Source organism: Streptomyces sp. NPDC058092, from assembly GCF_042884935.1.
Lineage (GTDB): Bacteria > Actinomycetota > Actinomycetes > Streptomycetales > Streptomycetaceae > Streptomyces.
Genome location: NZ_JBHVSY010000002.1, coordinates 355,094 through 369,517, shown reverse-complemented (window position 1 = coordinate 369,517; position 14,424 = coordinate 355,094). Strand labels below are relative to the sequence as shown.

General features: G+C 69.4%; 15 protein-coding genes. 4 read left to right on the top strand and 11 right to left on the bottom strand.

The genetic code is table 11. The annotated features are described in order from the left end of the window. The gene (locus ACFVV1_RS05415) at positions 1-369 is read right to left on the bottom strand and encodes a hypothetical protein (protein WP_389984783.1); all 369 of its coding nucleotides are present in this window, start codon (positions 367-369) and stop codon (positions 1-3) included. Between the two features lie 130 nt (positions 370-499). Between ACFVV1_RS05415 and ACFVV1_RS05410 the strand changes: the two genes are divergently transcribed. Next, a complete protein-coding gene (locus ACFVV1_RS05410) occupies positions 500-652 on the top strand; it encodes a hypothetical protein (RefSeq protein WP_389984780.1) in 153 nt (50 codons plus the stop codon). Between the two features lie 13 nt (positions 653-665). Here the strand turns inward: ACFVV1_RS05410 and ACFVV1_RS05405 are convergent, their stop codons facing one another. Beyond that, positions 666-1,343, bottom strand: coding sequence for a CAP domain-containing protein (locus ACFVV1_RS05405; RefSeq protein ID WP_389984777.1), 678 nt, complete (start codon positions 1,341-1,343; stop codon positions 666-668). 364 nt (positions 1,344-1,707) lie between these two features. On the opposite strand from ACFVV1_RS05405, the gene ACFVV1_RS05400 reads away from it, so the two are divergent. Further along, positions 1,708-1,887 carry a hypothetical protein gene (locus ACFVV1_RS05400; protein ID WP_389984774.1) on the top strand — a complete coding sequence of 60 codons (180 nt, stop codon included), beginning with the start codon at positions 1,708-1,710 and terminating at the stop codon, positions 1,885-1,887. Here ACFVV1_RS05400 and ACFVV1_RS05395 read toward each other — a convergent pair. From ACFVV1_RS05395 to ACFVV1_RS05360, 8 genes are all read right to left on the bottom strand, one after another. After that, complete coding sequence (locus tag ACFVV1_RS05395) at positions 1,884-2,708, bottom strand: enoyl-CoA hydratase/isomerase family protein (RefSeq protein ID WP_389984771.1); 825 nt, start codon at positions 2,706-2,708, stop codon at positions 1,884-1,886. The two genes, ACFVV1_RS05400 and ACFVV1_RS05395, sit on opposite strands and share 4 nt — an antisense overlap. Continuing rightward, positions 2,705-3,835 carry a cytochrome P450 gene (locus ACFVV1_RS05390; RefSeq protein ID WP_389984768.1) on the bottom strand — a complete coding sequence of 377 codons (1,131 nt, stop codon included), beginning with the start codon at positions 3,833-3,835 and terminating at the stop codon, positions 2,705-2,707. The genes ACFVV1_RS05395 and ACFVV1_RS05390 overlap by 4 nt, the downstream gene beginning before the upstream one ends. A gap of 327 nt (positions 3,836-4,162) precedes the next feature. After that, positions 4,163-5,554, bottom strand: coding sequence for a cytochrome P450 (locus ACFVV1_RS05385; protein WP_389984765.1), 1,392 nt, complete (start codon positions 5,552-5,554; stop codon positions 4,163-4,165). A gap of 195 nt (positions 5,555-5,749) precedes the next feature. After that, entirely contained in the window at positions 5,750-6,340 is a 591-nt protein-coding gene (locus ACFVV1_RS05380) for an ATP/GTP-binding protein (protein WP_389984762.1), read from the bottom strand. Next, a complete protein-coding gene (locus ACFVV1_RS05375; RefSeq protein WP_389984759.1) occupies positions 6,315-6,689 on the bottom strand; it encodes a DUF742 domain-containing protein in 375 nt (124 codons plus the stop codon). Before ACFVV1_RS05375 ends, ACFVV1_RS05380 begins: the two co-directional genes overlap by 26 nt. Then, entirely contained in the window at positions 6,686-7,090 is a 405-nt protein-coding gene (locus ACFVV1_RS05370; protein ID WP_389984756.1) for a roadblock/LC7 domain-containing protein, read from the bottom strand. The genes ACFVV1_RS05375 and ACFVV1_RS05370 overlap by 4 nt, the downstream gene beginning before the upstream one ends. Further along, positions 7,087-8,328, bottom strand: coding sequence for an ATP-binding protein (locus ACFVV1_RS05365; RefSeq protein ID WP_389984754.1), 1,242 nt, complete (start codon positions 8,326-8,328; stop codon positions 7,087-7,089). The genes ACFVV1_RS05370 and ACFVV1_RS05365 overlap by 4 nt, the downstream gene beginning before the upstream one ends. A gap of 496 nt (positions 8,329-8,824) precedes the next feature. Further along, the gene (locus ACFVV1_RS05360) at positions 8,825-9,304 is read right to left on the bottom strand and encodes a hypothetical protein (RefSeq protein WP_389984751.1); all 480 of its coding nucleotides are present in this window, start codon (positions 9,302-9,304) and stop codon (positions 8,825-8,827) included. A 777-nt stretch (positions 9,305-10,081) separates the two neighbouring features. Here ACFVV1_RS05360 and ACFVV1_RS05355 point away from each other — a divergent pair. Next, positions 10,082-11,653: an SMI1/KNR4 family protein gene (locus tag ACFVV1_RS05355; protein WP_389984748.1), complete on the top strand. Its 1,572-nt coding sequence runs from the start codon at positions 10,082-10,084 to the stop codon at positions 11,651-11,653. A gap of 69 nt (positions 11,654-11,722) precedes the next feature. Here ACFVV1_RS05355 and ACFVV1_RS05350 read toward each other — a convergent pair whose 3' ends face one another. After that, positions 11,723-12,547, bottom strand: coding sequence for a L,D-transpeptidase family protein (locus tag ACFVV1_RS05350; protein WP_389984745.1), 825 nt, complete (start codon positions 12,545-12,547; stop codon positions 11,723-11,725). 910 nt (positions 12,548-13,457) lie between these two features. Here ACFVV1_RS05350 and ACFVV1_RS05345 point away from each other — a divergent pair. Further along, positions 13,458-14,402 carry an amidase domain-containing protein gene (locus tag ACFVV1_RS05345; RefSeq protein ID WP_389984742.1) on the top strand — a complete coding sequence of 315 codons (945 nt, stop codon included), beginning with the start codon at positions 13,458-13,460 and terminating at the stop codon, positions 14,400-14,402. Positions 14,403-14,424: the final 22 nt, after the last annotated feature.

Below are 14,424 nucleotides of genomic sequence, written 5' to 3'. Positions count from 1 at the left end.
TCAGAGGCGGCCCTTCGCCGGCTCGTGCAGCATGTGGTCCTTCACGGCGCTCATGCCGATGCGTTCGATGAGTCGTTCGGCGGTACGCCGGTCCGTCGTCGCCGGCGTCCTTCCCATCGCGGCGAACGCAGAGTCCCGCTCGTGATCCGTCTCGATGGTCAGGGCGATGCGTTCGGCCTCACGGGCGTTGACCGCGACCAGTTGTTCCGCCAGTACCCGCACCGAGAAGTCCCGTCCGTTGCGCACGACTTCGTCCTCGTACGTGATGGAATTCGCGATGCGTTCGGCCTCGGGAATGTCGCCTGCGACGACGGCCACGTACACGGCCAGGTCACTCGGAGCGGATGCTCTCCGGCGCGGATCGGGCATGGCACGTCCGCTCGACTTTGCGCATCTCGTTCCTGATGCGGCGGCGTCCGGCCATGGCCTCCCCCTGTGGCACAGGCGATCGGAGTGTCTGAGGGCACCGTGCCCCCGGCCGCTCACAAGACACCGAGGAGTGAGGATTCGGCCGGCAACTCGTCGGGTCCTGACCGTTTCCGGCTGCCTCGTCTTCCGGGCGGGCCCGGCCGAGCTGGGTGACGGCAACGCGATGCTCCTGCTGGACCCGTCGACCGACGACCGGCCCGCGCGGGCCGGCACCCGGCTGTGACCGAGCGGGGTGTTCACCGGACCGCACCGAAGTCCTGCGTCCAGTAGTTGCCGGGCTGGGCGACGCCCACGCCGATCTCCTTGAACGAACAGTCCAGGATGTTGCGCCTGTGACCGGGGCTGTTCATCCAGCCCGCCACGACGTCCTCGGGGGTGGTGTAGCCGCGGGCGACGTTCTCGCCGTACGTCCTCCAGCCGTAACCGGAGCCCGTGATGCGGTCGCCCGCGGCCGATCCGTCGGAGCTCGTGTGGGACATGTTGCGGTGGGACGCCATGTCCGCGCTGTGGGCCCGGGCCGCCTTCGTCAGCTTCGCGTTCCTGGCCAGCGGCGAGCACCCGGCCTCGGCGCGTGCGCGGTTGACGAGCGTCAGTACGCGGGCGGCGGCAACGGACGCCGGAGCCGCGGGCTTCGGGACGCTCACGGGTGCGACGGGCTTCGGCGCGCTCACCGGTGCGACGGGCTTCGGCCTGCTCACCGGCGCGACCGGCTTCGGCGCGCTCACCGGTGCGACGGGCTTCGGCGCGCCCCCAAGCGCGGTGTGGTGTGCGGTGTGGGGCCACCATGCCGCCGCGGCCGGCTTGTCCTGAGGGGCGTAGGAGGCCATGGCGGCGGAGGGCACGCCCACGGCTCCCACGGCGACGACAGCGACGGTGATCTTCCGGTAGGACGTCTTCCTGCGGTGCTTCCTCATGAGTGACCTCGCTCGATAGTCGCGGAGCGGCCCCGTACAGCCGGCATCGACGGCGCCCTGCGGTCGTCATTCCTGGAACGACCTCCGGAACGGGCAACAAGCGGAAGTACTGCCCGGCTCCGTAGAACCGGACGGGGCTTGAAACGGGCGCGCAGGCGTGCTCGCGGCGGGCGGGCACGCCGGACCTGCGCTGGTGTTCCGTCAGAAGTCCGTGCCGTCCGGTGGAAAGGGCGAGAGTGCCTGGCGGGGCGCATGCCGACGAACGTAGCGCGCGCATACCTGCGCCAAGACGGACAGACATCACCATGCCGTCCAGGTGGCGGCTACTAATCAGCGCCCAGAGTGGCAAAAAGCTCCGTGGCTGATGTCACCGGCCGGTTGTACACCCCTCGGCTTCGGCGCCGGCTGCGGGGCGGACGGTCCGGCCTCTCACACGTACCGCGTCCTCGACCGCGCCCAGTACCACGCGGGCACGGACCACCACCCCGGCACCCACCACGTCCTCGACCGCCTCGCCGGCGTCGTCGGTCTCGCCGAGGGCTAACGCACGGGTACGGCCCCCGCGCCCGTGCCCCCGGCGTCGCGGGTCCGGCGGGTCGCGGCCGCGACGGTGGCCATCAGCTCCGCGTCCAGGACGGACGGGTCGGCCAGCCGCGTCGCGGCGGCGTACGAGTTGAGCAGCGCCTTCGTGACGCGCAGGGCCGCCTCGGGCCGGCGCACGATGGGCTTGGCCCACGCGTCGACCGCCGCGTCGAGCTCGTCCTCGGGCACGACGCGCTGGAGGACCGACAGCTCGTACGCCTCCGCCGCCTTGAAGGGGCGCCCGGTCAGAATCAGTTCGCGCACCCGGGCGGCGCCGACCTCATGGAGCAGGCGCGGCAGCATTCCGCCCCAGGCGGTGGGCAGGCCGAGTGCCAGTTCCGGCAGCCGGAATCCGGCGGTGTCGGCGCCGACGCGCAGATCACAGGCGAGGGCCAGTGCCATGCCGGCGCCGATCGCCTTGCCCTGGACCCGGGCGATGGTGACCGCCTGGCTGGTGGTGAGCGCCTCGCAGACGCGGCGGCCCTTCTCGGCCGCGATGCGGATGCCCCGCCCGGTGGGGTCCTCGTCGAGCCAGTCGACGAACTCGTTGCGGTCCCCGCCCAGCGAGAAGTGCTCGCCGGCCCCGCTGAGCACCACCACCCGGACATCGGGGTCCGGCAGGGTCAGGATCGCCAGCAGATCGTCCAGCATCGCCTCGGTGACCGCGTTGCCGGTGTCGGGGCTGTTCAGCTCCACGCGCAGGATGCCGCCCTCCCGCGCGGTGCGTATGGGGCTCGGTGCCGCCCGGTACGGCGACAGGTACTCGGTGAGGGAAAACTTCATATCGCTACATTCATGGAGGTCACACGTCTGAAGACCAGACGGGACGCATAGCTGGGCGCCGTCACGGCGCGCAGGGCGGGGAAACGTTTCAGGAGCTGGGCCAGGAGCGTACGTGCCTCCAGACGGGCGAGAGCCGCGCCCAGGCAGTAGTGCACACCGCCCCCGAAGGTGAGGTTGGTGCCGGTGCGCGTGATGTCGAAGGCGTCCGGGTCCTCGTTGTGCCGGGGGTCGTGGTTGGCGGCGCCGAACACGACGTGGACCATGGTGTCCTTCGCGATCGGCACGCCCGCCAGGACCGTGTCGTCGGCGGCGACCCGCGTGTTGATCTGGATCGGCGGGTCGTACCGGAGAACTTCGTCGACGGCCGCGTCGATGTATCCGGGGTGCTCCTGGAGCCACTCCCACCGGCCGGGCTCCCGCAGCAGCAGGCCCACCATGCTCGTCAGCAGCGTCGCGGTGGTTTCCAGTGAGGCGATGGTGACGAACATGGTGAGGCGGTAGAGGATCTCGTCCGCCGCCTCGCGGTCGGGCTCCATCGCGTCCCAGGTGTGTATCCAGCCGGTCACGACATCGTTGCCGGGGTTCGCGCGGCGCTGCTTCACCATCTCGGTGAAGTACGCGCGTAGATGCAGGGTCGCTTCTTCGGATACGGCGAGTTCGCTCTTGGTGGGCAGCAGCTCCTGGGCGTGCACCTGATTGTGGGTGATCTCCAGGATGTGGGCGTAGTCCTCGGGCGGGATGCCCAGCCAGGTGCCGATGGTGCTGATCGGGAGCTGCTCGCTGACCGTACTGACGAAGTCGGCCTCGCCCCAGCGCAGTTTCTCGGCCAACTCGTCGAGAAGGCGGGTGACGTGCTCCTCGATCTGCGGGGTCAGCCGCTCGATGGTGGAGCGGTCGAAGAGGTTGCCGAGGCTGCGGCGCTGGCAGGTGTGCTCGGGCGCGTTGAGGCGCGCGAGCGTCTTGGTCATCTCCTGGGTGGCGATGGCGTCCCATTTTCTGGCGTCCTCCTGGCGCTCCTGCCAGGCGAAGTCCGGCGCCAGCCAGTTGCGGCCGCGAAGCACCTCTCTGCACGCGTCGAAACCGGTGACGAAGTACGCGTCCCAAGGAGCGCGTACGACGTCCCCCATGGATCTCAGCTCCCCCAGAAGGGGGTAGGGATCAGCCTGTCCCTCCGGTGATTTGAGACGTCTCAGGAGGGAGATGAGGGCACGACGGTCGACGGCAGGCCGGTCGGTGCCACATATAGCACTCACGCAGAGTTCCTTGCCTTGGGCTCATGGTTACGGCCAGAACCTACCCCTCCGCATATATCTGCCAAGCGTCGATCTCTGTTGCCCGTGTCACAGGGAAATGTGTCGCTGACCCCTTGTCATATGCCGAGTTGCCGTCAACTCCCCTTGCTGCCAAGGCCTGTTATGCGTACATGCCATCTGAATTCCGGTCGCCGCACGGCGTCACACCCGGAACACGTCCAGGAAGGAGCTCCACCAGCCCTTCGTCTTCTTCTGCGGCTCCATGTGGTCGTACCGCGCGGCGGGAACCTCCTCAAGGGCGGTGGTACGGGACGGAACGGGCGACTGGGGCGCCGCCTTCGCTGCTCGGCGGGCCGGACTCGGGCTGAACCGGACCGGCAGGGACACCAGGGCCCGGTGGAACGGTCCCGGCCGCCATTCGACCCCGGAGGCCGGAACGGCGAGGGTGAGGTCCGGCACGGAGTTGAGGATCTTCTCGATCGCGGTGAGGGCGATGAGCTGCGCGGGGGACTTCGCCGGGCAGACGTGCGGCCCCGCGCCCCAGGCCAGATGGGCGCCCTTGCTCAGGGTCTGGCGGGCATCGGTGAGCGCGGGATCGCTGTTCGCGGCGGCGAAACTGATCAGTACGGGGGTGTCCGCCTTCAGCGTCACGCCGCCGAGGTCGATGTCCTGGACCGGGTAGTGCGTCGCGTAGTTGGCGATCGGCGGGTTGTTCCACAGCACGTCGTCGAGGGCGTCCTCGACCAGCAGCCCGGTACCTCGCCGCTGCGAATTCCCGGTGTCCTCGGACAGCAGGAGAAGCAGCGCGTTGGCTATGAGGTTGCGTTCCGGCTCGATGCCCGCGCCCATCAGCATGACGAGCTGGTCCTTGAGCTCCTCGTCCCGCAGGCCCGCCGGGTGCTGGATGAGCCAGGAGGTGATGTCCTCGCCGGGCTGGCGCCGCTTGAGCGCGACGAGTTCCATCAGGCACTCGGTCAGCTCGGCGTTGGCCCGCAGTACGTCCTCGCCGTCGAAGATCGCGGACATGCCGCGGGTCAGCCGGTCGCCGATCTCACCGGGGCAGCCGAAGAGCTGGTTGAACAGCAGCAGCGGCAGCAGCTTGGCGTAGTCGCCCAGCAGGTCGGCGGAGCCGCGTTCGATGAACTGGTCGATGAGGTAGTCGGCGATGCGCTCGACGTCCCGGCTGAGACGGGTGCTGTTGAGCCGGCCGAGGCTCTCGGTGACCGCCTTGCGCAGCCGCAGATGCTCGGTGCCGTCCGTGAACAGGCAGTTGGGCCGGTACGCCATCATGGGCACCACCGGACTGTCGAGCGGTACGCGCCCCTCCCGCAGTGCCGCCCACCGCCGCGAGTCCCGGGCGAAGTAGGAGGGGTTCTGCAGAACCCGGAGCGCGGCCTCGTGCTGCACGATGAGGGTGGCCTCCACGCCGGGGGCCAGCTCGATCGGAGCGGCGAGCCCGTGCGCCCGGAACTCGTCGTACACACGCTGTGGATCGGACGCGAACTCCGGCCCGTAGAGCGACGTCTGCCGCTCACCGTGCATCGGGCACCCGGTGGGGGCGCTGTACGGGGTGGCTCCCGGCGACGAGTCCATGTGTGATTCCTCGGTGTGATCGCGGGCCTCGCAGGACCCGGACGGCGGACGGCGGACGGAGAACGGGGATCGGGCCGCCCTCCCCGTTCGTACCGCGGACGGAGAACGGGGACCGGGCGACCCTTTACGTGCGTACCGGCGGCCGGAGAATACGGGTCGGGCCACCCGTACCGGAAGACGGCGGGCGGAGCAGGGTCAGGCCACCCGTGCGAGCAGGTGCTGGACCAGGGTGATCAGGGCCTGCGCGGACGAATTCTCGTCCCGGGCGTCGCAGTACACGACCGGGGTGTCCGGCAGCAGGTCGAGCGCCTCGCGCAACTCCTCCTCGGCATGCCGGGAGTACGGGTCGAAGCTGTTGACCGCGACCGCGTACTCCAGCCCGTACGTCTCGACCAGGTCGATCACCGGGAAGGTGTCGGAGAGACGGGCCGGGTCGACGAGGAGCAGCGCACCGAGCGAACCCCGCGCCATGTCCTCCCACAGCTCGACGAAGCGCTGCTGGCCCGGCGTACCGAACAGGTACAGCACCAGCTCGTCGCTCAGTGTCAGACGGCCGAAGTCCAGCGCGACCGTCGTGGTCACCTTGTCGGGTGCGCCGCGCAGATCGTCGATGTGCGCGCCGGCCTGCGTCATCCGCTCCTCGGTGCGCAGCGGAGTGATCTCGGAGAGGGTGCCGATGAGCGTCGTCTTGCCCACGGCGAAGTGTCCGACGACGAGGATCTTCGCCGCACGCTGTACCGCGTCCGACACATAGATGCTCTCAGCCGAACCGGACGTGGAGTCCATGCAACACCTCTTCGAGGATCTTCCTGTCAACGAGTTGAGCCGGCGGTGGCGCCTTGCGGCGTATCAGATGACCTTGTTCCGCTAAATCGTTCAGCAGCAGCCGCGCCACTCCGACGGGCAGCTCCAGATGGCCCGCGACCTCGGCCACCGACAGATAGCCGCCGGAACACAGGTCCCAGATCGCCCGGACCTCGGGGCTCGGGTTCGGGGGCCGCAGCCGGTCGGGGGCGATCATGACCAGAGTAACGAGGGAGAGACCCTCCGCGTCGGGCAGACCCCGACCGCCGGTGATGACGTAGGACCGGACGAACCCGCTGCTGACCGCCTGCTCCTCGCCCGGCGTCGTCATGCTTCGCTTCCGGCGTTCTGGCGGGGCGGCGTGGTCATCGCCTTCCCCAGCGCGGTGACCTGCTGCTGCATGCGGAAGGACATGGCCTCCATGTCCACGTCGGCCGCGGCGGCCGCCGCCAGGTAGGCGCCGGTGCCCGCGGCGATCAGGAAGATCCAGCCGTGCTCGTACTCAAGGAGGGTCTGCCGCCAGCGGCCGGGGGTCTGGGCGCCGATGAAGGGGGCGACGGCCCGGCTCAGCGACTGCATGGAGCTCATCGCCGCTGCCACGGTCTCGGCGTCGTCCCGGCCGATCTGGCTGGAGTTGGCCAGTAGCAGGCCGTCGGCGGAGACGAGGATCGCGTGCCGCGCGCCGGGTACCTGGAGCACATCGTTGAGCACCCAGGACAGATCGGGGTTCACTGGATCTCGGGTCCTTCCATCGTCGTCATGTCACGTCCGGACCGGGTTCCGCGCTGGAACGCACCCAGGCGGGAGGCGGTCTCCTCGTTGCTGCGCGCCGGCCCGGGTTCGGCCGACGGCACCACGGACACCGGACTCTTACGACGACGCTTGGGCAGGCCGCCGGCGGTGGTGAAGGACGCCGCGGGCTGCGAAGCGGGGGCCGGCTGTGCGGCCGGGGGGAACAGCGGGGTCGGAGCCGGTGCGGGCGCCTGGCGGTAGGGAAGCGCCGCCACGTCCGCGTCGCGGCCACCGGCGGCCGCGGGGGCCGGTGCGGCGGCCGGGGGCGCGGGCGCATCGCCGGTGAGAAGCTCGTCGGGCAGGAGAACCACCGCGCGTACGCCTCCATAGGGGGATACGGAGTCCACCGAGACCTTGAACCCGTAGTGGGAGGCCAGCACGCCGGAGACGGCGAATCCGAACTGCGGGGGAATGCCCAGGCTGGAGACGCTGATCGCGGCCTGGGGCGCGAGGAGAGCCGCGGCGCGGTCCTTCTCCTCCTGGCCCATGCCGAGGCCCGCGTCGTCGACGATGAGGCAGACGCCCATCGGGACAGCCTGGATGTTGATCTCCACCGGGGTGCCGGGGGCGGAGTAGTTGGTGGCGTTGGCGAGCAGCTCGGCGAGGACCACCGCGACCGGCTCCACGGCCTTGCTGACGACGGAGAAGTTGACCTGCCCGTTGACCCGGACCCGGTCGAACTGCCGGATACGGCCCTGGGCGCTGCGGGCCACGTCGAAGACGGACGCGACGGTCTCCCGGCGTCCGAGCCAGCCGCCGCACAGCACCGCGATGCCCTGCGCCCGGCGGCCGAACTGGCTGTTGGCGTGGTCGATGGCCATCAGGTCGGCGAGCATGTTGGGGTCGTCGCCGTACTTCTTCTGGGCGTTCTCGAGGACCACCTGCTGCTCGTCCGCGAGCCCCTGAAGGGTGCGCACGGCCGCCTTGAGGACGGCCTTGGTCTCCTCTTCGGCGTCCTTGCGGACCTCGACCATTTCAGCGGCCTGCCGGTGCAGCAGACCGGTGTGGGCGGCGTGGAGCTCGTCCCGCTGCCGGTGCAGCGCGTCGCTCTCCTCCCGTAGCCGGGAGTTCTGTCTGCGAAGCCCGATATTGGTCTTGCGAGCCCGCAGGACGGCACCGACAGCGACCAGTGCTACGACAACCAGCGCCCAGAGGAGCAGGCCCTGTGCAAATGTCATGAGACTCACTTCAAGTGCCATGGCTGGAAAACGGCTTGACGCTTCCTCATGTGCTGTGCAAGCCGGGCTCATTGAGCCACGGCATGGGTCACGCAGGGAAGGCCCCTCCGAAGGTGGGGCCGAGGAATTCATCCCTTTCGGAATGCCCCCATACGCCATCAGCCCACTGGAAGTAAGATGATCTTAGCATCGGCCTGTCGGGTAAATGTCAAGACCAACACGCCAGTTGCACTCTTGACGCGGAATGTTCACATCCGGGGTGCGGATCCCGCCCCGCTCGCAGGTGCGCCGCAGGGCGCCGGCTCGGGCGTACCGCGGCGGTGAGCACCGGCGGACCACGCCTGACAGCCCGTCGGGAGCCCCATACGGTGTGCAGTTCAAGACACCGGCCGCGCTCGCGGCGTGTGCCGGCACCGCCCGGCCGCACAGGTGCGGAGGGGCGGTGCGCGTTTCCGTCAGGGCGAGCAGACGCCGGCGTGCGAGGGCAACGGGGCCATCAGCCGACGCACAGGACGAGCAGGCACAGCTGCTTCCGCGGTGCCGGCTCGGCCGCCGCCGTTTCCGGCAAAGGGTTCGCAGTCGATGTGTCCGCGCCGGTCCGCTCGGTGGAAGCGGGCGCGGTCGTCCCGGGGACTGCGGCCGGGACGGGGGCCGGGGCTGTGGCGGCGGCGTTGTCGACGTGCGTCACCTTGGGCGACTCGGGTGCGGCGTGCCGCGCCGTGTTCGTGGTCGCGGGGGATTGGGCCACGGCGGCGGCCGTCGGCTGCCGGTTCGTCCGCACCGTGGAAGGCGTGGCGACGGTGATCTTCCGATGCCGGCCCGTCGCCATGGACGGATCAGAGCCGCGATGCCCCGAAACCCCGGCGTCCGGCTGCTCCGATACCGAGTCGGTGGTCGCCGTCCGTGGCGCCGCGGTCACCGGGTCCGGCAGGGAGGCCGCCTGCGTGTGGCCGGCCGAAGGCCTGGTGGTCGGCATCGCGGCAACGGTCAGGCCGCCACCGACGAGAGCAATGGTCGTAGCGGCCAGGGCCCGACGCCGGTGCTTCTTCCAGCGCGCCAGCTGCCGGCGCCGGGCCGCCCGGCCCTGACCGGTACCGATGGGGACAGCGCCTTCGAAGCCGCTGAGTGATTCGGTGCCCGGTTCAGTACCCGACGCAGTGTCCGACGCAGCGCCCAACACGGTGTCCGACGCACCCGACATCGTGTCTTCGAAATCGCCGCCACCCATCGGTGCCGCATCGGAGCGATGAATGCCGAGGTAGGACACCGAAGCGGGGACCTCCTCCGGACGCCAGGCCTCCCCCGCCGCCGCGATAGTGGCGACCGTGCCGTGGAAGCGTCGGGCAGGTGGGGCGATGTCCGGAGCGTACGCGCCGCACCCTGGACACACGAGTGCCCCATTGAGATTCCGGCGGCACGTGGAGCAGTAGTCCATCTGCGATCTTTCTGTGCTGACTGTGCCGCCGGGGCCCGGCGACCTGTTTCACGTTCGCACGCGGGGTCGAGCGGCCAGTAACGCTAACCGCACCCGCCGAACGTGGTGCGCAGCCCTTGTGGTGCTCCTGCGAAGATTCGCCGACGGTGGCATGCCGTATTCCCGGACATGTCGTCACGCATGCCGGGATGAGGCTCCGGGTCGCGAGGTGATCTTCCTGTTCGACCCCCGCACTCGATCACCCATCCGCATACCGCTGATCGATGTCAGTGATCGCTGCCATGATGCCCGGCAACATCGACAGCACAGGAGCAGAGCATGGTGGAACAAGCGATACGGCCCATAGTCGAGGCGATCGTCGCGAACGCACCGAGCGGCTGGACGGAGGCAGTACTGCACAGCCGGGCAGGGCGGGGCGGCTCCTCGGTGACCGGCCACTACCTCCCGCAGGGGGACTCCTGGGGCGCCCGCGTGCCCAACCCCTACGCGGAACTCATGGCACTGGCGCAGACACTGCGCAAGGACCACGGCTGGGAACCCGTCAACCTGGAGATCCGGTGCCGGCCGTCCGGGGAGTACCGGCTCGTCGCCTTCCATGACGCCCTCACCCGGGTGACGGGGCTGAACAGCGGCTTCCAAGTGGTCCTGGACCCCGACTACCGGTTGCCCCAGCCCGGTCGGCACCAGGAGCCCGGAACCGCGGCACCGGCAGGCGACGCGGAGCTGGCCGTCGCCCGGTTCCGCGCCTACCTCGAAAAGCGCGCCGCGATCCTGGGACACCCCGACGAACTGCCCCCGCCCGCCACCGCCGCCGCGATCGACGAAGCCGAACACCGCCTCGGCCGCCGCCTGCCCGCCGACCTGCGGGCGCTCTACCTGATCGCCGACGGCGACGGCATCGGCTACGAGCACCGCTACCTGTTCCAGGGCAACGCCTGGCTGTCGCTGGAGAGCCTCGTCGACGAGACCACCGACTGGGGCTCGGGCGAACGGCCCTGGTTCGGGTGGGACTTGGAATGGGACGCGGTCGTCTTCGACACCACTCCCGCCGATACCGTACGCCGCTGCGGCAGCCACCCCGGCTGGCTGCGCTTCGCCACCGGCGAGGACGGCAACTACCTGGCCGTCGACACGGCCCCGGCCCGGTACGGCCGCCCCGGCCAGCTCATCCGCACCGGCCGCGACTACGACGACGGGCCCGCCTACGTCGCCGACTCGGTCACCTCACTCCTCGGCCACTACCTGGAGCTGCTGGACCAAGGCGCGTACGAGAAGCACGGCGACCACGTCTCCCTGCTCGAACCCGACCGTGAGCCGGACCCCCAGCAGATCATCGGCGACATTCCCGACGAGGTCCCGCCCACCCTCCAGGCCATCCACATCAACGACGCCACCGGCCCGGTCGACCTCGCGCCGCTCACCGCCGCCCCCGGCCTGCGCCGACTGCACCTCAACCGTTCCACCACCAGCGACCTGCGACCGGTGCGCGAACTGCCGGTCGAGTCCCTGCGCATCACCCTCGACGGCGGTGACCTGACCCCGCTCGAAGGCCACCCCCACCTCGCCTCCCTCGGCCTGACCACCACCGTCCCGGCCGACCTCGCCCCGCTGCGCACAATCCCCCACCTGCGCGGCCTGAACCTCTCCGGAGCCGACGTCGCCGACCCGACCGTCCTGGCCGACCTGACGGGCCTGCGCTACCTCTCCCTCACCGGACGTCAGTGGACCACCCTGCTGACCGAGGGCCAGATGCCACCCGCCCTTACCGCCGCCCACCTGGCCGACACGGACGCCACCCTCGACGAAGCCCTCGCCTGGGCAGCCCGCCTCGGGCTCACCACCGAGAACGCTCTCCGCGTGACCGGCACCCTCAAGGCCGTCGACGGGTGAAAGCGCCGGCGCACTGAACACGTGGGCTGCGCCCCGAATGCGTGGGCGGCGCCCCGCCCGCATCCCGGTTCACCGCTCCAGCGCCTCCACGTCCCCCATCACGACGACCGGCTTCTTCTCCGGGTCGAGGATGCGGAGCAGTTCCCTCATCCGGTCCTTGGGGAGCGAGATGCAGCCCTGGGTCGGACCGTCGTGGTCCACATGGATCCAGATACCGCCACCGCGTTCCTGGCCGAGCGGGCGCTCCGGGTCCAGGGGGGAGGCACCGGAGACCCGGTTGTAGTCGACGGCGACGACATAGTCGAAGGAACCCTCCAGAGTCTCCCCGTCGAACCCTTCACCGCTCACCGCGAACTCCGGGCGCTGCTCGTACGGGAAAGCGGTCTCGGGGGGTTCGAAGCGACCGCCCGCCGCCGTCAGCCCGTAGACCCCCACCGGGGTGCGGAGGTCGCCTTCCCAGTGCTCGTCGGTCCAGCCGTTCAGGGCGTTGTGGGCCGGCCAGCGGTCCGTGGCCGCGCGCCAGCCCACGGTGGGATCGTCACGGGTATAGAGGACCGCGGTGGACAGGCTGGAGCCGTAGGAATCGCCCGTGATGACGAGTGCCTGCCGGGCGTCCGCCGGGATCTCGCCCCTCGTGCGCGGGCCCAGCGCGGGGATCTCAAGGGGGCGGACGCGTGGCGCGTACGGACCGGGGGCGGTCCGTACCCGGTCCCAGGTGGCCTGTGGACCCGCGACACCGGCGGAAGCCGTGGCCGCCGCCCGGACCTCGTGGGTGCCGGCGGCGGTCTCGGAGGTATTGCCGCAGGCGGTGAGCAGCAGAATCGTTCCTGCACACGTTCCGGCACAGACGGCGTACGGGGGGCGCCGGGCAGCCGATGGGCGGGTCGCGGACACGGGCGCTCCTCAGCGGTCGTGGGTGAAGACGGCACAGGCGGGGCTCCCCGTCACGCTTCGTCCCGCCGAGCCCAGTTAACGCCGCGTCGCCGATGCGCGAATCCGCACGGGGGCCATACGGCTGTATCGCCCGCCGGACACGCACATGAATGGGGCCCGGAACCATGTCGGTGGTGTAGGTTCCGGGCCCTTCCCCTCCGTGGGGGAACGAAGGCTCGACCGTCGCCGAGTCGAGGACCGCGGACTCCGCGAAGAAAACTGCCCGGTGTGACAGGTGCGCCCGCCCTCGTACCCGGCGTGCAGCACCACGCGAGGCAGGTCGTGTGTGTGCGTGCAGACCTCAACCGCGGCAACGTGCCTGCTCACGTCCTGGCCGTCCACGCCGAGGACGTACGAGCGACCTTCAAAGGTTATTCGGAAGCGATTCTGTGTCGTCACCGGCGGAGCCCATGCCCGGCTCAGCCCGCGTCATTTTCACCCTCGCCGGCACGCCCACGATCCCCGTTCCGCCGAGAGCACCCTGTTTGCGAGCTCAACTGAATACCACCCACCGGATCCCCAGCAGCCCTTCTCGGTCGACTTCAGAATCGATTTCGGACAGGACCGTTTCGCACAGTGAACGTTTTCTCATGCCAAGACATCTTTGACCGCGACCAGTCATCAAGCTCTTGGGGGAAACATGCGCATGCGCGCATTGCACAGACGCATCATCGTCTCGGCATTAGCCACAGCGCTACTGTCCGCCGGCACCGCCGCGTCAGCGGATTCTGCGGACCAACCTTCGACGACGCCGAATTCAGGCCAACTCTCTCAGCTGGCCGAGCGCTACCTGCAGCAGCGGGCCGACGCGGTGACGACGAACCCGGCACGGTTGCGTTCGGCTGACGTCCTGTCCGCGGCCACGGGGCCGATGAGGGCCGAACTACAGAATGACCTTGCCGCACTGGCCCGAAAGGGCAACGTCTACAAGAAGGTCGACGGAGGCTATACGTACGCCGAGGTCGACGTGACCGTGCTCGACACGACGACCAACGGGGACACCACGACCTCGCACATCACCGAGGACGGCCGCCTCCATCTGCCGTTCACCGCAGCCGAGGTGGCCGACGGGGCGCCGGAGTACGAGGAGTACTCAGTCCCCCACATACTGACGTTCACGCGGGACGCGTCCGGCGCATGGCTGCTCGCAGCGGACAAGGCCGAGCTCGATGGCGGGCCCGTGCCGAGCACTCAGATCGCCGAACCTGTCGACGCCCCGGCTCCGGACTCGGAGAACGAAGGCGACAAGGGCACGGCCTCCGCGACGACCGAACTGCCCAGCGGCTCGGTTGATCCAAAGGCCACCCCTGATGTCAAGGTTTCCGCAACCACTTCGTACAACTACAGCGCCATGGTGCGCTACGCCAACAAGTACTGGAAGACGCCGAGCGACGACTTTCGCACCTACGGGAACGACTGCACGAACTTCGTCTCGCAGGTGATGCGGGCCGGCGGCTGGAAGGCAACCTCCGGCAGCTACGCCAGCCGCAAGGACAACAAGAAGTGGTTCTATGCAAGCCACACTTGGACCACCAGCTACACGTGGGCGGGTGCCGAGAACTGGTACTGGTTCGCGGTGAAGCACTCCAAACGGACCAAGTCCCTCAACAATGTCTGGAAGCTCGCTTCCGCCGATGTGCTCCAGGCGAACTGGAAGCCTCGGAACGACAACATCATCGATCACACCATGGTCGTCACCAAGCTCTACAAAGGCACCCCGTACCTCACCTATCACACGGGGAACACCCACAACAAGAGCCTCCGAAAGCTGCTCGCCGACCACCCGAACGCTGCCTGGTACGCACACCGGACCTGAAGACCCCTGCCTGGCATCCAGG